The organism is Rhizobium sp. LARHSG275 (genome assembly GCF_052871115.1).
Genome location: NZ_JBIXJN010000002.1, coordinates 191,758 through 212,903 on the forward strand (window position 1 = coordinate 191,758; position 21,146 = coordinate 212,903).

Here is a 21,146-nt window from a genome sequence, read left to right on the forward strand (position 1 = left end):
CCTGTCGTCAGCTGCGCGACGAAAACAGCGAAGCGAACGTCGAAGACGGTTTGTTGTTCAGCCTTGGCACCACCACGAGTTGCCTGATGTCGCCGCGCTTGTAGGCGGCGAGGAAGCGGCGGTAGTCCTTGAAGGAGACGCAGCCGTTGGAATCGCCGTTCTTGCCGAGCATATAGGTATGGGCGAGAAGGCCGACACGGTCATAGATTGCGTCCGAACCCTGGACCGGCGTCAGCCGCAGCGCCTCGACCCCATGGAAAAGGCTCTCGCGTATCGTGAGGACATAGGTGTGCGGCGGTGTTGGTCCGCGCATCTTCTTGTTCACATAACGCGGATTGTCGCGCATCTTGCCGAGCCCGGAATGGGCCTCGAGCCGTTCGCCGTTCGGCAGATAGACGGTGCTGTTTTCGATGTCGTAGATCGCCACGCCAGCGCGCAGCTTCGGCGAGAACACCGGCTTGTCATAGCGCGGCACTGCGTCGTCCTCGTCATCCTCGATCGGCGAGTTCGGCTGGGCATAGGCAAGTGCAGGCTCGCCAGCGCGCTGCGAACCCTTGGAAGCCAGTGCCGGTTTGCCGATGAGGCCATCAGGACGTGCCATCGGCAGCGGCACGGAACCTTCGTCCGGCGCCAGCACGAGATCGAAGGGTGGCGCGTCGTCCGCGGCGGCAACGACCACCGGTGCAGGTTCCGAGGCGGGAATTGAGGCCGTTTTGACGGGAGATGCGGTCGGCTCGACCGGAGCCGGCGCGATTTGCCGGGATCCTGCATCGGCAAGCGCAAGCAGGGCTGTCAGTTCGGCTGCAGCGACCGCCTCCTTCGACGGAACGATGATCCGATCGCCGTCGTCTTCATCAGTCTCTGCCGAGGCGAGCTCGACCGGCGGCGGCGCGATGACATCGTCCTTGCGGAATTTGGCGCTGTCGGAAATCGCGGCCACGACCGGTTGCTCCGCGGCCATGGTGAGCCGATTGTTTTTTGTAAGAGCCGCCAGCGCCGTTGCTGCGGCGGCGGTCTTTTCGGCATGGGATTGAATGAGGCTCGCCGTCAGCGGGACCTTCGGCTTCGCATCGAAGGCGGTTAGCCGGTCGGCCTTGCCGACATGAATCAGCCTCTCATGGCGCGGTGTAGGCGCCACCTTCGGCGCAGCCGCCACCTGTGCCAGGCGATCCGGCGGAGAATAGGGAGCGGCGATCGAATGCATCGTCGCGAAGGTCGCGATCAGCCATGTCGAGGTCAGAAATCCGGCGCCGACAACACTGTAAAGGAAACCGCGAGATCTGCGCCAACGGAAAGCAGATCCGCCAAGAGGGGTGACGTCATCGAACGTCCCGACCGCACACGCCATACTACACTCGTCTTTCAAACTCGCTACGCAGGCCGGCGGCACTGACTGACTACACTTCGCCGGGGGCCGGTACAGGCGCAAATGGGCCGAATTTAGACCACCCACGACGTCCGACTGTCTCGCAAGGATGACGAATTATGGTTTCTAATTTGTTTACGCGGCGTTGCAGTTTCTCACGACGTCTCAAAAAGAGATGCGTTGGGCGTCTCAGGCGCGCTCCATCACATAACTTCCCGGCGCTTCCTCGATGGCGTTCAAGGCGTCGCCGCCGGGTTTGCGGGCCGGCACACGCCTGCCGTCATGCGTCTCGATCCAGGCCTGCCAATGTGGCCACCATGATCCCGGGGTCTCGGTCGCCTGCTCGAGCCAGGTCTCGTAGTCCCCCTTGGCCGGGCCGCCCGTCCAGAATTGATACTTCTTCCTGTCGGGCGGGTTGACGACGCCGGCGATATGTCCCGAGCCGGTCACGACGAATTCCACCTCGCCGCCGAAGAACCGGCTGCCGAGGAAGACGGACTTGGCAGGTGCGATGTGATCCTCGCGGGTGGCGAGATTATAGATCGGGATCTTCACATCCTTCAGCGACACGGACTTGCCGTCGAGGATCATCTCGTTCCGCGTCAGCGCGTTCTTGAGATAGCAATTGCGCAGGTAGAAGGCATGGTTTGCCGCCGCCATGCGGGTCGAGTCGGCGTTCCAGAACAGTAGGTCGAAGGGCAGGGGATCCTGGCCCTTGAGGTAGTTGTTGACGAAATAAGGCCAGATCAGCTCGGAGGCGCGCAGCATGTTGAAGGCCATCGACATCTTCGTGCCGTCGAGATAGCCGGTCGCCTGCATATGCTCTTCGAGCGCTTCAAGCTGCTCCTCGTCGACGAAGACCTTGAGGTCGCCGGCATGAGTGAAGTCGACCTGGGTGGTGAAGAGTGTCGCGGTCTTGATGCGCTTGTTCTTCTCCTTGGCATGCAGCGCCAGTGTCGCCGCCAGCAGCGTGCCGCCGACGCAGTAGCCGACGGCGTTGACGTCCTTTTCGCCGGTCGCCTTCTCGATTGTATCAAGCGCGAAATCGATTCCCTCGCGGGCATAGGCTGCCCAGTCCTTGTCGGCGTGGCGCGCATCCGGGTTGACCCAGGAAATGACGAAGACCGTCTGACCCTGGTCGACGCACCATTTGATGAAGGATTTTTGCGGGTTGAGGTCGAGAATATAGAATTTGTTGATCCAGGGCGGGCAGATCAAAAGCGGCCGCTTCAGCACCGTTTCGGTCGAAGCCTCGTACTGGATGATCTGGCAGATGTCGTTCTGGGCGATCACCTTGCCTGGCGTCAGCGCCATGTCGCGGCCGACGGCGAATTTCGTCATGTCGGTCTGGCGAAGGCGAAGGTCGCCATGTCCGGCAGCGATATCCTCGGCCAGCATCTTCATTCCGCGCACCAGATTGGCGCCGCTGGTTGCGATCGTCTCGCGGTAGAGTTGCGGATTGGTGGCGATGAAGTTGGTCGGCGAAAGCGCTGCCGTGATCTGCTTCACGTAGAAGCCGGCCTTGTGCTTGGTATGCTCGTCGAGGCCATCGGTCTCCGACACCAGCTTTTCCACCCAGTCGGTGGTGACGAAATAGACCTGGCGGAGAAAATCGAAGAACGGATTCTTCTGCCAGTCCTCGTCCGAGAAGCGCTTGTCCTTGCGGGTGTCCGGTTCCGGCGGCGTGGGTTCTCCTTGCATGCCGCGCGTGCCTTGCATGCGCTGCATCGAGCGCATCCAGATGCCGAAGAACGAGGACATCAGCTGCGTCTGTGCCTCGAAGGTGCGGCGCGGATCGGAAATCCAGTATTCGGTGACCTTGGAAAGCGTCTTGACCATGTCGGTCATCGGATCGACGGCGGTTTCGGCGATCTCGCCGCGTTCGCGCGGCGCAAGCCAGGCAGACGCCGCCTGTCCGAGATTTTCGAGCGCCCGGGCGAAATTCATCGCCATGGCCTCGGGATCCTTCAACAGATAGGGATCGAGATCGGTCGCGTCGAAGCCGGCCTTTTCGCCATTCTTTTGGCCGCCATTCTCCTGCTTGCTGTCGGTCACCATTTCCTCCGGCGGCAGCACCACTCTTTTTATCCATTCGTTGTACATCGTGATCGAACGAGAAAACAAGTTCCACCCGCATCGGCTCATGCTATTGCTTTGTGGCTGCGACAAATTTAACAGTCGACGCAGTCAGAACTGGATTTTTGAGGCATGACAAAGAACGGCATTCGGCGCATCGCAATCCTCAACCGCACCGCACTGATCTGCGCCGCGGCGGCGATGGCGCTTGCCGGATGCAATCTGACGGCGGAACAAAAGGCCGCAGCTGCCGCTAAGCGGGCGGCGCCGACCGCCGTCGTCATGCCGGCCACCAAGGGCGAGGCGGCTGAGGGCGGCCTGGCAAAATACCCGGACGGCTATCCGAGTTTCGGTGCGCCGCTGACCGCCGCCAATGTCCAGATGAGTGACGAGCAGGCGGCTGAACTGCAGCATCAGCTGACGGCACTTGCCGCTCGGCGTAAGGCCGGCACGATCTCGGAAGCCGAATATCAGGCCAAGGTCGCCGAAATGCGGCGTCTCGCCGCCGAGCACGGCACCGATACACTCTCCGAAATCTCCAAATAGACCTTGCCTTTCAGGCAATTTGGACGCAAAGCCATTCCGAATGGATCGGAAGATACAATTTTTCCGATAAAGCGCGTTACGCGGCCTTTCCGTCAAAGATTCGCCGCGTCACTTGGGTCTGATGAACACGGCGTTGCGATTCTGAAGTTCGTGTCGCAGCCGCCGGAAGACGGAACGAACTTCGACTGCGGCCCGAAATGCCGCCTTTCCATGGGGAATGAGATGGAAGAGTTTCACAAAGTCCGGCGTTTGCCGCCTTACGTTTTCGAACAGGTCAACCGTTTGAAAGCAAGCGCGCGAGCGGGCGGCGCCGATATCATCGATCTCGGCATGGGAAACCCAGACCTCCCCACTCCTCAGTCGATCGTCGACAAGCTGTGCGAGGTCGTGCAGGATCCGCGCACGCACCGCTATTCCTCTTCCAAGGGCATTCCGGGGCTGCGCCGTGCCCAGGCCGCCTATTATGCCCGCCGTTTCGGCGTCAAGCTCAACCCGGATACGCAGGTGGTCGCCACCTTGGGCTCCAAGGAAGGCTTCGCCAACATGGCGCAGGCGATTACGGCGCCGGGCGACGTGATCCTCTGCCCGAACCCCACCTATCCGATCCACGCCTTCGGCTTCCTGATGGCGGGCGGCGTGATCCGTTCCATGTCGGTGGAGCCGGATGCGAGCTTCTTCGAACCGCTGGAACGTGCCGTCCGGCATTCGATCCCGAAGCCCTTGGCGCTGATCCTCAACTACCCCTCGAATCCGACGGCTTTTGTCGCGACGCTCGATTTCTACAAGGACGTCATCGCCTTCGCGAAAAAGCACGACATCATCGTGCTTTCCGACCTTGCCTATTCGGAAATCTACTTCGACGGCTCCCCGCCGCCGTCGGTTCTCGAAGTGCCGGGCGCAATGGACGTGACGGTCGAGTTCACCTCGATGTCGAAGACCTTCTCCATGCCCGGCTGGCGCATGGGCTTTGCCGTCGGCAACGAGCGGCTGATCGCGGCGCTCACCCGCGTCAAGTCCTATCTCGACTACGGCGCCTTCACGCCGATCCAGGTGGCGGCGACGCATGCGCTGAACGGCGATGGTTCCGACATTGCGGAAGTCCGCAACGTCTATAAACGCCGCCGCGACGTCATGGTCGAAAGTTTCGGAAAGGCCGGGTTCGAGGTGCCGCCGCCGGCTGCGACGATGTTCGCCTGGGCGAAGATTCCGGAAAAGTTCCGTCATCTCGGTTCGCTGGAATTCTCCAAGCTGCTGGTCGAGAAGGCCGACGTCGCCGTTGCCCCGGGCATCGGCTTCGGCGAAATGGGCGACGACTACGTCCGTTTGGCACTTGTCGAGAACGAACACCGTATCCGCCAGGCTGCGCGCAACATCAAGAAGTTCATGTCGACGGCAGACGAGACGATGCACAACGTCATCTCGCTGAACGCCCACCGCTAATCCAACCGTTGGGCAGCCGCGTTCGGCGGCTGCCGCCACACAGACATTTCAGGATCGATCCATGGCAGATGCCCTCAAAATCGGCATTGCGGGCTTGGGCACCGTTGGCGCCTCGCTTGTCCGTATCATTCAGCAGAAAAGCAACGAGCTTGCCGTCACCTGCGGGCGTCCGATCACCATCACGGCGGTCTCCGCGCGTGACAAGGCGAGGGATCGCGGCATCGATCTTTCCACCGTTACCTGGTTCGACCGGCCGGAAGAGCTTGCCGAAAAAGGCGATATCGACGTCTTCGTCGAACTGATGGGTGGCGCCGAAGGGGCCGCCAACGTCTCGGTGCGTACGGCACTCCAACGTGGTCTCCATGTGGTGACAGCCAACAAGGCGCTGCTTGCCTATCACGGCGTCGAGCTTGCGACGATCGCCGAGGAGAAGGGTTCGCTGCTGAACTTCGAGGCGGCAGTCGCCGGCGGCATTCCGGTCATCAAGGCGCTGCGTGAATCGCTGACGGGCAATTCCGTCTCGCGCATCTATGGCATCATGAACGGCACCTGCAATTACATCCTGACCAAGATGGAGAAGGAGGGGCTTTCCTTCGCCGAATGCCTCAAGGAAGCGCAGCGGCTGGGTTATGCCGAGGCCGATCCAGCCTTCGATATCGAGGGCAACGACACGGCCCATAAGCTTTCCATCCTGACGACGCTCGCCTTCGGCAATCAGATCGCCGCCGACGACATCTATCTCGAAGGCATCACCAACATCTCGATCGAGGATATCCACGCTGCCGCCGAGCTCGGCTATCGCATCAAGCTCTTAGGCGTTGCCCAGCGCACCGATACCGGCATCGAGCAGCGCGTCCATCCCACAATGGTGCCGGTCGATTCGGTCATCGCCCAGGTCGACGGCGTCACCAATGCGGTGGCGATCGAATCCGACGTGCTCGGCGAACTGCTGATGGTAGGCCCGGGCGCCGGCGGCAACGCGACGGCCTCGTCGGTGCTCGGCGATATCGCCGATATTGCCAAGAGCCAGCCAGGCGCCCAGCGCGTGCCGGTGCTCGGCCATCCCGCAGCGACGCTGGAACCCTACCGCAAGGCGCAGATGCAGAGCCACGAGGGCGGCTATTTCATCCGCCTGACCGTGCTCGACCGCACCGGCGTCTTTGCCAGCGTCGCAACCCGCATGGCGGAAAACAACATCTCGCTGGAATCGATCGTCCAGCGCTCCAAGCAGCACCTGGCGCCATCGCACCACCAGACGATCATTCTCGTCACCCATGCGACGATGGAAGAGTCGGTGCGCAAGGCGGTCGCCTCGATCAAGTCGGAAGGTTACCTCTTCGGCGAACCGCAGGTGATTCGCATCGAGCGGCCAAAAGAGGAAGGTTGAACTCTTTTTTGCCACAATCCGGGATGGCTGACCCGCTCTGTGCACGCAGAGCGGGTTTTTTTATTGCCTGTTTAACCGCTCTCACGAAAACTTATATTAACAGATACCGAAACATTGATATAAATAAGCCGGGAGAGGGAGTCGCCGGCTTTGGAGAACATCGTGAACAAGGACAGCCATGCCGGGAAGGGGTATGGTCGCCCGGAAGAGGAACCTCCCGATCATCCTGGTCTGTTTGAGGAAGTTCCCGAGACGAACCGTGATGAGGTTCGTTACCACCCCTCCGATGGGGCCTCCAATGAGGCCTATGACGACGAAAGCCCGGAAGGCCGCAACTGGGCCATTCTTCTCACTCTCTTCTCCGTCATCCTGGTGCAACTGGCCGGCATCGCCCTGATCGTCTGGGCGGTATTCTAAAGCGTGTCGCGATCTTTCAGATTCGCTCTCGCGCTTTAGGTCTCTATTTTTACGCATGTCGTTGTCGCAAAATCGCTGCACGCTTTTGCGCGACATGCTTTGGTAAAAATCCGTGTCTGCAAATCCATCGCTATGTTATCTCCGCTGCTCCTGTAGAAAGAGCAGATGAAGTCAGCGGAGTGTGGCATGGCAGATCTCGTCGACCCCGTACAGCGCGCGTTTCTCGGCGTGGAGAAATCCGCGCTCGACAATCGCTGGGTGGCGCGGCTCGACCAGGCCGGGCAGAACCGCGCGCTGGCCATGTCGCAGATCCATGGATTACCGGATCTGATCGCCCGGGTGCTCGCCGGGCGCGGCGTGACGGTAGACGAGGCGATCGAATTCCTCGATCCGACGATCCGCAGCCTGATGCCCGATCCCCATAGACTCACTGATTGCGAAAAGGCCGCGACCCGCCTCCTGCGCGCAATCGAGCGCGGCGAGAGCGTCGCGATTTTTGGCGACTACGACGTCGACGGCGCAGCCTCCTCGGCACTGATGTTCCGCTTTCTCAGCCATTTCGGTGTCAGGGCGACCATCTATATTCCAGACCGCGTCTTCGAAGGTTACGGCCCCAATCCGGCGGCGATCAACCAGTTGATCGACAACGGCGCTGAGCTGATCATCACCGTCGATTGCGGCTCCACCAGCCACGAGGCACTGGCCGCTGCCGCGGCGCGCAACATCGATGTCGTCGTCATCGATCACCACCAGGTGACACATGAGCTGCCGCCCTGCCATGCGCTGGTCAACCCGAACCGCGAGGACGATCTCTCGGGGCAGGGGCATCTTTGCGCCGCCGGCGTCGTCTTCATGGTGCTGGTCGCGACACTCAGGCTGCTGCGCGCGGCCGGCAACAAGCGCATCCTGGCGCTCGACCTGCTGCAATGGCTGGATATCGTGGCACTTGCGACGGTCTGCGATGTCGTGCCGCTGAAGGGTCTCAACCGCGCCTATGTGGTAAAGGGGCTGGTTGCCGCCCGCCACCAGAGCAATGCCGGATTGGCGGCACTCTTCCGCAAGGCGGGGCTCGCCGGCCCGGTGACGCCCTATCATTTCGGCTTCCTGATCGGCCCGCGCATCAATGCCGGCGGGCGGATCGGCGACGCCGCACTCGGAAGCCGGCTGCTGACGCTCGATGACGCCGGAGAGGCGGATGTGATCGCGCAGCGCCTGGACGAGCTCAATCGCGAACGCCAGGCGATGGAGGCGATCATGCTGCAGGAAGCGGAAGCCGAGGCGCTTGCCGAATATGGCGACGGCGAGGGCGCCTCCGTCATCGTCACCGCCCATGAGAAATGGCATCCCGGTATCGTCGGGCTGATCGCGGCGCGGCTGAAGGAGAAATTCAAACGGCCGGCCTTTGCGATCGCCTTCGATCCCTCCGGCCGCGGCACCGGCTCGGGCCGCTCCATCAACGGCTTCGACATGGGCAGGATGGTCCGGGCCGCAGTCGACGAGGGGCTGCTCGTCAAAGGCGGCGGCCACGCAATGGCCGCGGGCCTGACGGTCGAGCGCACCGATCTCGGCAAGCTGAGGACCTTTTTCACGGAGAAGGCCGAGAGGACGGTGGCTAGCCTCGTCGCCAACGAAACGCTGAAGATCGACGGTGCGATCGGCGCAAGTGGCGCCACCATCGAACTCATCGACCGCCTGGAGGCCGCCGGCCCCTATGGCTCCGGCCACGCACAGCCGCTCTTTGCCATACCGGCGCATCGTCTGCGCGACGCTCGCCTGGTCGGCGAGAAACATGTGAAGGTGACGCTGGAGGCCATGGACGGATCGCGGCTCGACGGCATCGCCTTCCGCGCCGCCGATACGCCGCTCGGCAATCTTCTCATCAATTCACGCGGCGCCAGCCTGCATGTCGCCGGTTCGCTCGGTGCCGACCACTACCAGGGCGCACGCCGCATCCAGTTGCGCGTCTGCGATGCAGCACCGGCGAAATAGAACGGTCGCGCAAGAGCGCTGACGATGTGAAATCAAGGGAGAGAAAGTGGTACGCCCTAGGGGAGTCGAACCCCTCTTCCCAGAATGAAAATCTGGTGTCCTAACCGATAGACGAAGGGCGCTTCCTTCGTGGTGGCGCCCTTATAGTCAGCGCCTTCGAAGGCCGCAAGCGCCAAGGCGCGAAAAAATCATCGTTTTCGCCGATTTATTTCGGCTGTGGAAAATCGCGGCACAGTCTACGCGGAATGGAGGTCAAGCCGGCGGGCTGGGATGAGCAGCGGCGCGCGAACCCAGAGGGTTCTACACGAGGGGACTCATAGGGCCGGTGGCCTATCATCAGGAATTGGTACGCCCTAGGGGAGTCGAACCCCTCTTTACAGAATGAGAATCTGTCGTCCTAACCGATAGACGAAGGGCGCAGGCAGCCTCGTTAAAATAGGAGCGTGCGCCGGCTTCTGCAAGCGGAAGTGATGGCTTCTATATAGGGAGAAAGTGGTACGCCCTAGGGGAGTCGAACCCCTCTTCCCAGAATGAAAATCTGGTGTCCTAACCGATAGACGAAGGGCGCGTCCTTCGTGGTGGCGCCCTTATAGTCAGGCGTATTGAATCCCGCAAGCGGCAATTGCGGTTTCTTTCAAAAAAATGACAGGAAATCCGAGCGCGTTCGAGAAGCCGATTATTGAAGCCGAATCAACAGGCTGCCGGTTGTTTCTTTAATGAGACCAGGTGGTGCTGCCGTAACGTAATGCGAAAATCGCGCGGCCGTCAGATCGCTCGTGCGGTCGTCATCGGCGCGCGTTTGCCGCCGCAGCCCCAGTTCCAGTCACGACTTTTGCCGGTATCGAGGTGGACCGAATCCGTATGGCAATAGGTGCCGACGCCGCCGCGGTCCGGCAACGAGCGGATATAGGCGGCGATATCCCATTTCGTAACACCGTCGATCTGGATGTCGGCCGCCTCGCAGCTCTTGTGCATCGATTCGTCAGCCCCGCCGGCCAGGCGGTTGTGCTCTTCGTCTCGATAGCCGGAGGTGACGATGACCGGTCGCCCGAAATGGTTTTCGACCGTCTTGATCACTTTCAGCAGGTCGGGCTTGAAGCAACCGACCTCGACCTTGTCGTTCTGGAGATGCAGCCCGTTCGGCGCGATGCGCGTCATGCCGGGCAGGGCGGCTTTGTGCAGCAGGCCCGAGAGGCTGCCGAGCAGGTTCTGCTTCGGCGCGCTGTAGAGCGCATTCATCGTCGAGGTCGGAATGCTGCCCGTCGCCAGCGACGCAGTCTGCGCAGGCGCAAGCTGCGTACTGTTATTCTGCGAGGATTGCTGCGGCAGCACCGGCTCTGCCGGCTGTTGGAGCGTGGGCGGCTGGCTATAGACGCTGCTTCGCGCCGATGCTGCACCTTCCACCGGCGCATAGGCCTGCGGCTGAATGACGGTGGAGGTGCTATTGTTCTGCGGCGCCGGCTGGCGATCTGAAAAGATGCTCATCGACTGCGCGTTGATCCTGGTCGACTGCAGGATCAACCCGCCGATATTGGCAGGCGCCGCCGTTGCCGAGCCGGCGGGCGGAGCGGCGGCATTTGGATCTTGTGCCACGACCTGAGGCGCGCCTTGGACGCCGGAGACGTTGACGAGTCGAGGGTCCGTATAGACCGAATGTGGGGCAGGGCTTCCAGGCCCTGCGGTGGCAAGCTGCGGTGCTGCGGCTTGTGCTGGAACAACTGCGGCGGAATCGAGCGCCTTCTTGTCCGACGCGCAGCCGGACAGCGCCAGCACCGAGGTGGCGATCAGCAAAGCGCCGGTCAGGGGCATCCGCATCTGCATCTTACGCAAGCGACAGTCTCCAGTTGATCCGGAAAATAAGCGAAAACCGCTTCTCTTCCGCTTCGAGTCGTTAGGAGATTGCCTGCGGGGCCGGATCGCGGCAAGCGCCGAAGCGCCGGCCGGACCCGAAATCGGAAAAGCCGCAAGCCTCGCAAAAGCCTCGCGCCGAAAAGCCTTACCAGGCGCCGGTATTGCCCATCGAGAGCCAGGGCTCAGTGGCCGGAAGCGGGCTGCCCTTTTGAAGGATTTCGATCGAGATGCCGTCGGGCGAGCGCACGAACGCCATATTCCCGTCGCGCGGCGGCCGGTTGATGGTGACGCCGTTGTCCATCAGCTTCTGGCAGGTCGCGTAGATATCGTCGACCTCATAAGCGAGGTGGCCGAAATTGCGACCTCCGCTATAATCTTCCGTGTCCCAGTTGTAGGTAAGCTCGAGGCAGGGGGCCTTTTCGCTGCGCGCACGGTCGAGATCGTCGCGAGCAGCCAGGAAAACCAGGGTGAAGCGGCCCTTCTCGTTTTCGTGGCGGCGAATCTCCTCCAGCCCGAAAAGCGTGGTGTAAAAGGCAAGCGAGGCGTCCAGGTCTTTGACGCGCACCATTGTATGAAGATAACGCATTCTATTTACTCCTTTATTGGGGCTAGCTTTTTTCGGCGAGCCGAGGTCAGCTTCGGGCAAGTCATCTTTATAAAATGTGCACCTGGGAATAACCGAAAACTAGGACTTGCGCTTATCCGTTACCAAGATGTTAATCTTGATTTCAAGAATCAGTTAACCGTAACAGTGTGACGCGTATTCGAGGGGCTGGCGACAATGGCTGACAGGATTTCATCGAACGAATACTCCGACCTCGACGAGCTATCGGGAGAGGCGGTCGATCTTGTTGAAATCACCGGCGTCGTCAAGTGGTTCGACGTCGCCAAGGGTTTCGGCTTCATCGTGCCAGACAACGGCATGCAGGATGTACTCCTGCACGTGACCTGCCTGCGCCGCGACGGTTACCAGACGATCCTCGAGGGAACGCGCATCGTCGCCCTCATCCAGCGCCGCGAGCGCGGCTATCAGGCTTTCAAGATCCTCTCGATGGACCAGTCGACCGCGGTTCATCCCTCGCAGCTGCCGCCGGTGCGCACCCATGTGCAGGTCACCGCGACGAGCGGACTCGAGCGCGCGCTGGTCAAGTGGTTCAACCGCACCAAGGGATTCGGCTTCCTGACGCGCGGCGAGGGCACGGAAGACATCTTCGTGCACATGGAAACGCTCCGCCGCTTCGGCCTGACGGAGCTCCGCCCTGGCCAGGTGGTTCTCGTCCGCTTCGGCGACGGAGAAAAGGGCCTGATGGCCGCAGAGATCCATCCTGACGTTCCGAGCCCGGCAAGCCGGTCGCACTGAACATGCGCGGCCTAATCCTATTTGATGCTATCAGAAGCGCCATCCTGGCGCTTTTTTTCATGGTTGCGCTGCCGGCTTTGGCCGAGGAGCAGATGCGGTTCGACAAGGAGCCGCTGCTCATCCAGACTGCGGCGGGCAAGGTGCTGCATTTCACTGTCGAGATTGCCTCGACCCCGGATCAGCGCGCCCGCGGACTGATGTTTCGCAAGGTGATGGCCGACGATGCCGGCATGATCTTCGATTTCGACGAGCCAAGGCGCGTCACCATGTGGATGGAAAACACCATCCTGCCACTCGACATGCTCTTTGCCGACGACACCGGCACGATTCGCCACATCAAGGAAAAGGCAGTGCCCTATTCGCGCGACATCATCGATTCGATGGTTGCTGTGAAATACGTCGTCGAACTCAACGCCGGCATTGTTGCCAAACTCGGAATCAAGCCGGGCGACAGGATCGTCAGCGCCACGACGACGAAAAGGATGAAGTGACGGCGCGTATAACCGCAAGCTGCGCTGCGCCTGTCAAGGAATTCAACAATATCGGGATATTTGAATGGTCGGAGTGGAGAGATTCGAACTCCCGACCCTCTGGTCCCAAACCAGATGCGCTACCAGGCTGCGCTACACTCCGTGCCGTGAATGGCAGGGGAGATACACGGTTCACTTCGCCGTCGCAACCCATAAATCCAGCTCTGGCCGAAGATTCCTCGCCGGACCTGTGGATGCAAGATAGAAAAATCTTGATGGGCGGTCAGTCTGCTTACCAGGCCACGAGTCCGTTTGCCTGGCACTATTGGCGTCAGGGCAATTCTGCCTTAGCCGTGAGCGATCAGGCCGATATATTGAGCGTAGCTGATCGCAAGGTAGAAGAACGCCGTGATACCAGCCCCTATCACAATGGCATTGAACTCCGCCGAACGTCTCATCATGAGTGCGAATCCACTGAAACCAACCGAGCCGTAAAAATAGTGCCGAGGGCTGGCTGCGGCAATCAGGTTGCAATCACAACATGCGACAATCGGTAACATTGCGCAATCCGGCCGGTGTCGCTTGGCCATCAAGAGATGGCTGGTCCGTCACGAGGGGAAGAACGCCCACCGCCGCCTGTCCGCGGATATTCTTTGCTTCCTAACGCATCGGCTTGTCATGGGATGGAGTCGGCAGCGTCGTCGTGCACCGCCTTTTTCCTTGAAAAAGCGGGGATTCGCAGCTAAGGAAAATTCATCTCTTTGCGTTATCCTCAGCGATGATGCAAAAGGCCCGGCACGGGCCGGCAACGGGATTAGGACCATGAAGGCGGGCATTGTCCCGCATAGTCGGAGACGCTGCAGTCATGTCTGCCAAGATCTATCGTCCAGCCAAGACCGCCATGCAGTCCGGCAAGGCCAAGACCAATCTCTGGGTGCTTGAGTTCGATCAGGAGTCGCCGCGCAAGATCGATCCGATCATGGGCTACACCTCTTCGGGTGACATGCGCCAGCAGGTGAAGCTCACCTTCGAAACGCAGGAATTCGCCGAAGCCTATGCCCAGCGCAACGGTATCGACTACCGCGTCATCGCGCCGAAGGACCCGACACGCCAGGTTGTCGCCTATCCGGACAATTTCCGCTATACCCGCACGCAGCCCTGGACGCACTGAGATTTCTGGTCCAGATATGCCGCATCCGGTCGCGCTCGTGAGACGCGGCCGCCGGACGGCCCCTTAGCTCAGCTGGATAGAGCACCTGCCTTCTAAGCAGGTTGTCGCAGGTTCGATTCCTGCAGGGGTCGCCACAAATTCAATGACTTGAAGCCGCCCGTGACCAGCCCGAAGGAGCCTGGGCGCTCACATTTGGACCGCGCCCGGCGAATCCCGCGTACGGCGGCCGGACGGGCGTCCCAGACCGGTGCGGAATTATTGTTTGAACTGATCTCGCAAGACGTCGACGAGTGCCATCTGATCACCAGCAACCTTGCGTTCGAGGAATCCTGGGATCCGAGTGCCTGACCGGCGCTCTGCTGGACCGCGTCACCCGCCACGTCCACATCCGCGAGATGAACGGCGACAGTTATCGCCTCGCGCAAGTCCGCACTCGAAAGGCCGGCTGACAGCCGTCAAAAAATCGCAGCGCGCGGATGGGATCGCCGTTCGGGCTATGCCCTCCCAGCTTGCTCATCCACGCGCTGAAGTAGTCGAATTTTGCGCGCCGCGTGGCGGGTTTTACTCCGCCGTCGACACATTTTGTTAGCACGATTGTTGCGGCGATCGGACGACCGCCGCAACAGGTATAGTTACAGGATCAAATCGCCTGCCCCCAGGTGGACGAGGCCCTGCAGCTGAATCTCGAAGTCATGAACGCCGTCGCCGTTCAGGTCGGCCTGGACAACGGTAATATCGTGATCGGATCCAGCATTGTCTTGATAGTGCCAAGCGAGCGCGCCAGCCTTCTTATCGAACAAGGCATTCTCTTGCGCCTGGAAATGGAAGGCTGCATCGCCCTGCGCAGAGCCATTCGCATCGATCGCCGAGAGGTTGATCTTGTCGACGCCATGCTGGAAGTCGGTGATGACGTCGCGGTTCCAGCCGGACCCGGTCTCCGTCGCTGTCTTGAAGGTAAACGTATCCGAGCCGATACCACCGCTCATGATGTCCTTTCCGGCACCACCAATGATGACGTCCGAGCCGGCGCCGCCCTTCAACACGTCATTGCCGCCGAGACCCTTGTAGGTTTCGTTGCCGCCGTTGGACTGACCGGTGTGTGGCAGGTAGTCGTTACCCTCGGTGCCGGTATATACCTTCGTCGATGTGGTCGGCGTTGTCGGCTCTGTCGGTTGCGTCGGCGTGGTCGGCGTTCCCGAGCCGGAGCTCGGCTGCGTCGGCGTGGTTGGCTCTGTCGGCGTGGTCGGCGTTGTCGGTTGCGTCGGCGTGGTTGGCGTTCCCGGTGCCGCGCTGGAGCCCGATTCGTAGGCACCCATATCGACAGTCCCAACGACGCGAGCGTGGCCGTCCAGATCGGTCGAGCCGACGCCGTACTTGGTGGTTCCACCGTCGATCGCCGACGAGCCGGAGCCGAGGTGGAAGTTGTCGGTCGCTGCCCCCGCGAAATGCGGGTCGACACCGAGCTTGTTGCCGTTCGTCGCACTCGGCATCGCGTTGCCGCCGTCGGTCCTGACCGAGTCCTGGCCGGCCGTGCCGTTGTAAGTGATGTTGTTGGCCCAGACGGTGTTGGCGTTGGTGTAGCCACCGTACGACGTGTTATCGACAGCGGTGTTGTTCTTGTTCACCGATGGGTCGGCTACGGCGACGTTGTTGACCCAGGTGTTGTTGCTCGACTGCGCGTTGCTGAGCTCGCCGCGCCAGGTGCCGTCGTTCAGCGGGTCCTGGTTGTTGTGGTATGCTGTGTTGTTCTGCACCGTGACGGAGTCGCTCCAGGCAACCTGGACGCCTTTGCCGCCGTTCTCGTAGACCAGGTTGTTGTCGACGAGGGTCTTAAACGTATAGTTCGGATGACCATCCGCCTGTGTGCTCTGAAAATCGTCGATGATGATGCCGTTGCCATCGGTGTGCGCACCCGTCTTCGTGACGTTGTCATGCGAGATGTTGTTTTGTACGATATTCCGGTAACCGGTCGTCGAGGTATCGCCGGTGATGTTCCGGTTCTCGTAGATCGAGATGCCCGAGAACCAGCCCGTGGACGCGTTATGGTAGGTCTCGTTCCCAACGATCTTGACGAAGTCAGAATAGTTGAACTGAATGCCCGACTCGCCGCTGTCGTGGACCTTGTTGTTGAGAATTGAGACGTGATGGACGTTGTTCGCTTCGATGCCGTCACCGTTGCCGCCCTTGATGTCGAAGCCGTCGATTGTCACGTAGTTGGCGTTGACACTGATCCCGGTGTACGAGCCCGCGGGCGGGCGGATCAGCGCTGCGCCAGGCACTTCCGAGCGTAGCGTGATGTCGCCTGCCGCCGAGCCGTCCTTGTCGATGTTGATGCTCTCGTTGTAGGTTCCTGGCTTCACCACCACCTCGTCGCCGGGCTTAAGGTTCGCCGACATTGCCTCGCCAATCGTGCGAAAGGGAGTGGAGGCACTTCCGTTACCACCGCCGCTGCCGGTCGTCGCTACATAGTATGTCGTCATGTTCTTGTTCCTCAACCTTAGCGTTGTCTTTGCCGGTACTATTTTTGGTTAATCAGGCGTTACGGCGAGGGGTTATAGGGTGACATCCTGGAGGGCGCAACAGTAGAGCGATAGTAAGTGCTTGACAAACATAGCCATATTGCTGCCACATTATCAAAATCGATCCGAAGTTACGTTTTGAAATATTTAGTGAAATTTGAGTCGCCCAAATTGAGGCAGTATAAAGGTCTCGCTTTCCGCGAATTATTCTTTCTGCAACTGCCGCGATATACGCCCCTTGAAAACATTAGAAAAACCTGACGGGCGTGAGCGGATTCCTCCCGCAAAGGGCGGAATCGACATTTTTTCTGTATTTAGCGATTTTAGGCAGCGCCGCTTTACCGATTGGGACAAATCGAGAGGGTAATGGGAGGGCATGACCGCAGCAGATTCGGCCAAACCCATTGCGCAGCATTTCAAGCGCCGCCGATTCCCCGCCGAGATCATTGGGCATGCGGTACGACCTGGAAAAGCTCTTCAAGTCGAAATAGGAAAACCCTATTGCAGGCGTTTTGATACGCGATGCCATTGCCGCCGGGACGAATAAACCTCATCCGGATTTTTGACGAAACATTGCATTTGTCAGCCAACGCATTCGTTAGGCTGCGCTATGCCTACCAACATCCTTGTAGTGCACTGAACTATTTTGGTGGAGATATCATGGAATGCGCGCGCGACGTAATCTATGAGGACTATCCGACTGAATATGCAGCATCGAGACTGCGACTGCCGCCCGGCGCAATCAATAAGAGCCAGATAACATCCGTGGTCGATAAGTTGGACACCCACCCGCTTCGGCAGCCGCCGAAAAATTGCGTCAAATGCGATCCACATCCAGCAAGCACGCGGTCTTTGTGCCTCCGCTTCCAAACCGCCAGCCGCGCCTCGAACAATGGAGCGAGGCCAAAAATAGCCACGCGACTATGAAATTTCATAAACCTAAGTAATACTAAGTCACCGATAGAGAATTGGTCGTGTAAACTTGGCAATAATACGAGCGAATGTGCTGGCAGCGGAAGTCCATGTGTGTGGAGTGACTACATCTATTCCCAGATGCTGGCGTCCCTTATTCGTCAACGCCAGCGTTTCTGTAAAGCCTAGGTCCCCGCCATGATACTCTTTGGAAATGAGGCCCAGCAACTCGGCTTCCACGTCCAAGGGATAATAGTGGTCTTCTACGACTTCCATCGCCCCGCCCTTGTCGGCAATCTCCTTAAGCATACCGTCAATATCCATGCGAAGGCCCTATTAACTTATCGAATTTCGGACGGCGCGATCATTGTTGTGATACTCGCGAAATCCTTACTCCTCTTGCATTTAAACAAGGGTGAATCAACTGGTAAGTATTGGTCCGGGATCAGGGGCAAGCGCACGATCAGCGCAGGATCAATGACGCCGTTGCTCACTATCGGCAGATTGCCGGCTGCGTCGCATGCACGCCAGCTCCGATCCACGCGCTGTCAGTGTAGAGCCCCGCAGTTTCCGATGCCGATGCAATATCAAAGACGCGCGCCAGTGGTGCCGGAACTGCCCGCTGCGCAGAACTGAAGGTCTGTCGGACGCCGTTTGTCGGTTTGTCGCGGCCACAACGGTGTTGTTGCTATCAATGATCGGCGTCTGATTTCTATTTCGATTCGCGTGACGCGAAAGACCATGCGGCGGAAATTGCGGAGGTCAGTCAGGGCATGGTATGTCCGGCTTTCACCTATTTCATGCCTTTGACGAGGTCCAACAGGTAGCGTATTGCAGCTAGTCACTACAGCTGGGATGTCGTTTCGCCCGATATGATCCACTCACGCGCGCAGCTTGATCTGGGAGGGCTCGCAGGACCAGTGCCATCCCGCATTTCCTCAGCATAGCAGGCAGGCTGCAGCTCTCCGCCATCCATCCTACCTAGCCCCAGAATTCGGCCTCGGCGATCAGCGTGGCTGCGCGCCGTTTCTGCCCGATCCAGCGGTGATCTCAGTGAACGACCGAGAGGTAGCGGATGCCGGCTTCATCAGCCGCTCTCATCAGCGCTTCCCGCGCGGCGTTTGCGGGCGTGGTGCCGCGGATCGCGTCGAGGCATGTCTTCACCGCTACGATATACTCCTCGCCATCATCTCCAGGCCATTCGGAAATGAGCATGATGGCTGCGTCGCCGAGGGTTCTGACGACGCTGTATTTATCTTGGCCGCTCATGAGCATCCTCAGGGCGGGAAACTGATGCGATGTGTACCGATTCATGACGTTTGGTCCTTGCATCATCAACATATTAGTAACCCTGCAAAAAGCGTTCCAACGGGAGCTGCTGCATGATCATCCGCGGATGGTTCCGCAACAACGGCCGGCAACGGAACGGGGAGATTCGATGCAGTCGCAGAGCGGTCAAACCGATCAAACCGATCTGGGTCAAAGCGCGGTCGAGCAGATCCGAACTGGTCTTGGGATGCTTCTCGGGCGGATGACAGGCTCCAATGAGGGCTGCTGTTAGCATGACCGCACCGGAGTACACCGAGAACACGAGGTTCATCACTCCGCGATGAAGGCCACCGATCCCATCAAAAACCGTGACATGTCGTTTTACTGTTGAAATCGTAAGTTGTTGTTTTGTCAGGCGCAGCTTTCGATCGGACTATCTGGATTGTTAAAATGCTTAGGGCTATTGCCCTTGTCCGATTGGGCAGAAATTCGAGGCAATGCCTAGACAACCAAGTGGCCGGGAACTTGTTTTAAACACATTGCCGTCCTATTGATTCTTCTATCGAAATTGCTTGTCGAGCTTGGTTTGCGCCCTTGGCGTCCCAGCTGATCTTTCCTTTCAAAATCGATTTCTGCGCCGTCTGGCAGCCGCCGGAGGGTGATTGTCATGCCGGTTGAGGGGGATCGTCATGAACGCAGGCAATTCTTTGATCGACGCAAGCCTCCACCAAACACCCATCGTCGCTGCCCGATATGCCTTCGGTCTTTGACCGCGGATGTCAGCGGCGCCATTCAGGCTGGGTTTTCCAGCCATTGAGGAGAATTTTATGAGCAAGACCAATGCAGAAGCACTGTTGCGCAAAATGCAGCGCCAGGTCGCCAATACCAGTGGCGGTGGCCACCTCGGCGGCACCAACTTCGGTCAGGGCAATGACGCCAAGACCTCGTCCGGAAGCGGTAATCGACCGGCAGGCAAGGGCAGGCCGCCAAGTGGCGGCAAACGCTGACGACAGCGCCGTGCGTCTTTTAAGCCGCGCAAAGGACGCTGTAGCATTTTGAAGGGCTGCATCGCGATCGAAGACAACCCCGCCATAATGGCGGGGTTTTGTTTGATGCGCCTCTGAAGGCCTACGGCGGATTGGATCTTCTCGGCTCTTCTCAGCGATCCAGGAAATGATCGAAGTAGACCTGGGGGATGGGGTAGGCGTAGACGCCCCTGTCGACGAAACTGTACCTATAGAGGCAACTTCTGAGAGCCGCGTTGTAATAGAGGCTGTGCGGGTCCGTTGAGCCGCGTCGCCATGAGCCAGCCTCCGGCACGCACCGTTGAAGCACTTTATCGTATCGAGCCAGGAGCGCCGGGTCGGTATCGACCCGAATGCCGCTGTAGGACTGATAGTTTGAAGGAGATTCTGCGGCCGATATACAGCCCAGGCTAAGTGCAAGACCAACGACTGCCATCAATCTCATTGGATTTATTCCCCCTGATCGATTATCGAAGTATCGAGCAGAACGTTATTAGTTCCAGTGCCTGCGGGCAAGGCCCGCTTGTTGCGGCATCTACATCGGCGGCGTGATCTTCCGGATGGCCGACCGTGAGAAATGAGCGAGATCATCTCGCGAAGCGCACCGGCGGCTTGAGAGCTGCCGCCACGGATGGCGGCAGCAATTTTGTACCGATCAATCCAAGAGATCGGCGGGAACCTTGCCGCCATTTTCCGAAAGCCGCTTCATCAGCGCCTTGTGCAGCCACACATTCATTTTTGCGGAATCGTTGGCGTCGCCGGTATAGCCGAGTTCAGCGGCAAGTTCCTTGCGCTCGGTTAGGCTTGCATCCATCCCAACGGCTTTCATCAAGTCCACGATCGAGTGGCGCCAATCGAGTTTCTGGCCGCTCTTCTTCACAGCCGCGTCAAGGATCGGGACGATATCGACTGTGGCGGTGGCCGGCTTGCTCTGCGGGGCAGGGGCAGCAGGCGTTGGACTGGGCGCCGCCGACGGTGAGGCAGGCGCTTGCGCCGGCTCCATCTTCGGCGCGCCGGCAGCAACGGGTTCGGCTGCTTTCGCCTCTCCGAAGATTGCATGTTTGATTTTGTCGAAAATGCCCATTCTAAACCTCCAGTTCCATCAGATGAGAACATGCTGAAACATGGACTTCCCGCCTGATATATCTAGGCGGGAAGGGAGTTATTTTTAACACGTTCAATCCTTGGTAGAAAAGCCAATGCCGCGTGTGATCGATCTCGAGGAAGAGCTCCGATCGGATTATTCGCCGCCTCCCGCTGAACATGCAAAACCCGCCGAGCCAGCGGCTCGGCGGGTCTTTTCAAAGGATGCTTCGATCTAAAGCATGCAAAAGTGAGCAGCGGTTTG

At 59.4% G+C, this 21,146-nt stretch carries 20 protein-coding genes, 5 tRNA genes and 1 pseudogene; 11 read left to right on the forward strand and 15 right to left on the reverse strand.

Annotation, left to right across the window (positions count from 1 at the left end; genetic code table 11):
- Window positions 1–7 precede the first annotated feature (7 nt).
- Together ACIPSK_RS02875 and ACIPSK_RS02880 are read right to left on the reverse strand one after the other, a co-directional pair.
- Complete coding sequence (locus ACIPSK_RS02875; RefSeq protein ID WP_162118693.1) at window positions 8–1,348, reverse strand: DUF2778 domain-containing protein; 1,341 nt, start codon at window positions 1,346–1,348, stop codon at window positions 8–10.
- Between the two features lie 207 nt (window positions 1,349–1,555).
- A complete protein-coding gene (locus ACIPSK_RS02880; protein WP_222281171.1) occupies window positions 1,556–3,424 on the reverse strand; it encodes a PHA/PHB synthase family protein in 1,869 nt (622 codons plus the stop codon).
- Between the two features lie 150 nt (window positions 3,425–3,574).
- Between ACIPSK_RS02880 and ACIPSK_RS02885 the strand changes: the two genes are divergently transcribed.
- The 5 genes from ACIPSK_RS02885 (at window position 3,575) to recJ (ending at window position 9,221) form a co-directional block, all read left to right on the forward strand.
- Window positions 3,575–3,988, forward strand: coding sequence for a hypothetical protein (locus ACIPSK_RS02885; RefSeq protein ID WP_162118692.1), 414 nt, complete (start codon window positions 3,575–3,577; stop codon window positions 3,986–3,988).
- 222 nt (window positions 3,989–4,210) lie between these two features.
- Complete coding sequence (locus tag ACIPSK_RS02890; protein WP_162118691.1) at window positions 4,211–5,428, forward strand: LL-diaminopimelate aminotransferase; 1,218 nt, start codon at window positions 4,211–4,213, stop codon at window positions 5,426–5,428.
- 61 nt (window positions 5,429–5,489) lie between these two features.
- On the forward strand, window positions 5,490–6,815 hold the full coding sequence (locus ACIPSK_RS02895; protein WP_162118690.1) for a homoserine dehydrogenase: 1,326 nt from the start codon (window positions 5,490–5,492) through the stop codon (window positions 6,813–6,815).
- A gap of 162 nt (window positions 6,816–6,977) precedes the next feature.
- Entirely contained in the window at window positions 6,978–7,232 is a 255-nt protein-coding gene (locus tag ACIPSK_RS02900) for a hypothetical protein (RefSeq protein ID WP_026154131.1), read from the forward strand.
- A 186-nt stretch (window positions 7,233–7,418) separates the two neighbouring features.
- On the forward strand, window positions 7,419–9,221 hold the full coding sequence (gene recJ / locus ACIPSK_RS02905) for a single-stranded-DNA-specific exonuclease RecJ (RefSeq protein ID WP_162118689.1): 1,803 nt from the start codon (window positions 7,419–7,421) through the stop codon (window positions 9,219–9,221).
- 47 nt (window positions 9,222–9,268) lie between these two features.
- Here recJ and ACIPSK_RS02910 read toward each other — a convergent pair.
- The 5 genes from ACIPSK_RS02910 to gloA form a co-directional block, all read right to left on the reverse strand.
- Window positions 9,269–9,343, reverse strand: a tRNA-Glu gene (locus tag ACIPSK_RS02910).
- Between the two features lie 222 nt (window positions 9,344–9,565).
- Window positions 9,566–9,640: transfer RNA gene (locus ACIPSK_RS02915), tRNA-Glu, on the reverse strand.
- 74 nt (window positions 9,641–9,714) lie between these two features.
- Window positions 9,715–9,789: transfer RNA gene (locus ACIPSK_RS02920), tRNA-Glu, on the reverse strand.
- 197 nt (window positions 9,790–9,986) lie between these two features.
- A complete protein-coding gene (locus tag ACIPSK_RS02925) occupies window positions 9,987–11,042 on the reverse strand; it encodes a YcbK family protein (protein ID WP_409995652.1) in 1,056 nt (351 codons plus the stop codon).
- Window positions 11,043–11,217: 175 nt separating this feature from the next.
- A complete protein-coding gene (gloA, locus tag ACIPSK_RS02930) occupies window positions 11,218–11,658 on the reverse strand; it encodes a lactoylglutathione lyase (RefSeq protein WP_162118687.1) in 441 nt (146 codons plus the stop codon).
- Window positions 11,659–11,853: 195 nt separating this feature from the next.
- On the opposite strand from gloA, the gene ACIPSK_RS02935 reads away from it, so the two are divergent.
- Both ACIPSK_RS02935 and ACIPSK_RS02940 read left to right on the forward strand, forming a co-directional pair.
- Window positions 11,854–12,432, forward strand: a complete 579-nt coding sequence (locus ACIPSK_RS02935) for a cold-shock protein (protein WP_012757289.1) — start codon at window positions 11,854–11,856, stop codon at window positions 12,430–12,432.
- A gap of 2 nt (window positions 12,433–12,434) precedes the next feature.
- Window positions 12,435–12,923 carry a DUF192 domain-containing protein gene (locus tag ACIPSK_RS02940; RefSeq protein WP_162118686.1) on the forward strand — a complete coding sequence of 163 codons (489 nt, stop codon included), beginning with the start codon at window positions 12,435–12,437 and terminating at the stop codon, window positions 12,921–12,923.
- 65 nt (window positions 12,924–12,988) lie between these two features.
- Here the strand turns inward: ACIPSK_RS02940 and ACIPSK_RS02945 are convergent.
- Together ACIPSK_RS02945 and ACIPSK_RS02950 are read right to left on the reverse strand one after the other, a co-directional pair.
- Window positions 12,989–13,065, reverse strand: a tRNA-Pro gene (locus ACIPSK_RS02945).
- A gap of 184 nt (window positions 13,066–13,249) precedes the next feature.
- A complete protein-coding gene (locus ACIPSK_RS02950; RefSeq protein WP_017964110.1) occupies window positions 13,250–13,462 on the reverse strand; it encodes a hypothetical protein in 213 nt (70 codons plus the stop codon).
- Between the two features lie 305 nt (window positions 13,463–13,767).
- Here ACIPSK_RS02950 and ACIPSK_RS02955 point away from each other — a divergent pair, with 305 nt between their 5' ends.
- From ACIPSK_RS02955 to ACIPSK_RS02965, 3 genes and pseudogenes are all read left to right on the forward strand, one after another.
- Window positions 13,768–14,073: an ETC complex I subunit gene (locus tag ACIPSK_RS02955; RefSeq protein ID WP_162118685.1), complete on the forward strand. Its 306-nt coding sequence runs from the start codon at window positions 13,768–13,770 to the stop codon at window positions 14,071–14,073.
- A gap of 57 nt (window positions 14,074–14,130) precedes the next feature.
- A tRNA-Arg gene (locus tag ACIPSK_RS02960) sits at window positions 14,131–14,207 on the forward strand.
- Window positions 14,208–14,310: 103 nt separating this feature from the next.
- Window positions 14,311–14,522, forward strand: a pseudogene (locus ACIPSK_RS02965) (ATP-binding protein); the annotation flags it as partial.
- A 183-nt stretch (window positions 14,523–14,705) separates the two neighbouring features.
- Here the strand turns inward: ACIPSK_RS02965 and ACIPSK_RS02970 are convergent.
- The 4 genes from ACIPSK_RS02970 to ACIPSK_RS02985 form a co-directional block, all read right to left on the reverse strand.
- A complete protein-coding gene (locus ACIPSK_RS02970; protein WP_017964113.1) occupies window positions 14,706–16,553 on the reverse strand; it encodes a choice-of-anchor Q domain-containing protein in 1,848 nt (615 codons plus the stop codon).
- A gap of 993 nt (window positions 16,554–17,546) precedes the next feature.
- On the reverse strand, window positions 17,547–17,828 hold the full coding sequence (locus tag ACIPSK_RS02975; protein WP_162118793.1) for a hypothetical protein: 282 nt from the start codon (window positions 17,826–17,828) through the stop codon (window positions 17,547–17,549).
- Window positions 17,829–18,554: 726 nt separating this feature from the next.
- Window positions 18,555–18,845 carry a DUF982 domain-containing protein gene (locus ACIPSK_RS02980; RefSeq protein ID WP_017964116.1) on the reverse strand — a complete coding sequence of 97 codons (291 nt, stop codon included), beginning with the start codon at window positions 18,843–18,845 and terminating at the stop codon, window positions 18,555–18,557.
- 1 nt (window position 18,846) lies between these two features.
- Window positions 18,847–19,104, reverse strand: a complete 258-nt coding sequence (locus tag ACIPSK_RS02985; RefSeq protein ID WP_162118792.1) for a hypothetical protein — start codon at window positions 19,102–19,104, stop codon at window positions 18,847–18,849.
- 496 nt (window positions 19,105–19,600) lie between these two features.
- Here ACIPSK_RS02985 and ACIPSK_RS02990 point away from each other — a divergent pair, with 496 nt between their 5' ends.
- Complete coding sequence (locus ACIPSK_RS02990; RefSeq protein WP_017964118.1) at window positions 19,601–19,780, forward strand: hypothetical protein; 180 nt, start codon at window positions 19,601–19,603, stop codon at window positions 19,778–19,780.
- 151 nt (window positions 19,781–19,931) lie between these two features.
- Here ACIPSK_RS02990 and ACIPSK_RS02995 read toward each other — a convergent pair whose 3' ends face one another.
- The gene (locus tag ACIPSK_RS02995) at window positions 19,932–20,243 is read right to left on the reverse strand and encodes a hypothetical protein (protein WP_162118791.1); all 312 of its coding nucleotides are present in this window, start codon (window positions 20,241–20,243) and stop codon (window positions 19,932–19,934) included.
- Between the two features lie 210 nt (window positions 20,244–20,453).
- Window positions 20,454–20,882: a DUF3597 domain-containing protein gene (locus ACIPSK_RS03000; RefSeq protein WP_162118790.1), complete on the reverse strand. Its 429-nt coding sequence runs from the start codon at window positions 20,880–20,882 to the stop codon at window positions 20,454–20,456.
- Between the last annotated feature and the right edge of the window lie 264 nt (window positions 20,883–21,146).

Coding starts and splice junctions, on each gene's coding strand:
- ACIPSK_RS02880 (WP_222281171.1), bottom strand. CDS start 3,424: ATGGTGACCGACAGCAAGCAGGAGAATGGCGGCCAAAAGAATGGCGAA.
- ACIPSK_RS02995 (WP_162118791.1), bottom strand. CDS start 20,243: ATGAGATTGATGGCAGTCGTTGGTCTTGCACTTAGCCTGGGCTGTATA.
- ACIPSK_RS02890 (WP_162118691.1), top strand. CDS start 4,211: ATGGAAGAGTTTCACAAAGTCCGGCGTTTGCCGCCTTACGTTTTCGAA.
- ACIPSK_RS02985 (WP_162118792.1), bottom strand. CDS start 19,104: ATGAACCTCGTGTTCTCGGTGTACTCCGGTGCGGTCATGCTAACAGCA.
- ACIPSK_RS02990 (WP_017964118.1), top strand. CDS start 19,601: ATGAGCAAGACCAATGCAGAAGCACTGTTGCGCAAAATGCAGCGCCAG.
- recJ (WP_162118689.1), top strand. CDS start 7,419: ATGGCAGATCTCGTCGACCCCGTACAGCGCGCGTTTCTCGGCGTGGAG.
- ACIPSK_RS02895 (WP_162118690.1), top strand. CDS start 5,490: ATGGCAGATGCCCTCAAAATCGGCATTGCGGGCTTGGGCACCGTTGGC.
- ACIPSK_RS02955 (WP_162118685.1), top strand. CDS start 13,768: ATGTCTGCCAAGATCTATCGTCCAGCCAAGACCGCCATGCAGTCCGGC.
- ACIPSK_RS02935 (WP_012757289.1), top strand. CDS start 11,854: ATGGCTGACAGGATTTCATCGAACGAATACTCCGACCTCGACGAGCTA.
- ACIPSK_RS02940 (WP_162118686.1), top strand. CDS start 12,435: ATGCGCGGCCTAATCCTATTTGATGCTATCAGAAGCGCCATCCTGGCG.
- ACIPSK_RS02950 (WP_017964110.1), bottom strand. CDS start 13,462: ATGTTACCGATTGTCGCATGTTGTGATTGCAACCTGATTGCCGCAGCC.
- ACIPSK_RS02980 (WP_017964116.1), bottom strand. CDS start 18,845: ATGTTGATGATGCAAGGACCAAACGTCATGAATCGGTACACATCGCAT.
- ACIPSK_RS03000 (WP_162118790.1), bottom strand. CDS start 20,882: ATGGGCATTTTCGACAAAATCAAACATGCAATCTTCGGAGAGGCGAAA.
- ACIPSK_RS02875 (WP_162118693.1), bottom strand. CDS start 1,348: ATGGCGTGTGCGGTCGGGACGTTCGATGACGTCACCCCTCTTGGCGGA.
- ACIPSK_RS02970 (WP_017964113.1), bottom strand. CDS start 16,553: ATGACGACATACTATGTAGCGACGACCGGCAGCGGCGGTGGTAACGGA.
- gloA (WP_162118687.1), bottom strand. CDS start 11,658: ATGCGTTATCTTCATACAATGGTGCGCGTCAAAGACCTGGACGCCTCG.
- ACIPSK_RS02975 (WP_162118793.1), bottom strand. CDS start 17,828: ATGGATATTGACGGTATGCTTAAGGAGATTGCCGACAAGGGCGGGGCG.
- ACIPSK_RS02885 (WP_162118692.1), top strand. CDS start 3,575: ATGACAAAGAACGGCATTCGGCGCATCGCAATCCTCAACCGCACCGCA.
- ACIPSK_RS02925 (WP_409995652.1), bottom strand. CDS start 11,042: ATGCAGATGCGGATGCCCCTGACCGGCGCTTTGCTGATCGCCACCTCG.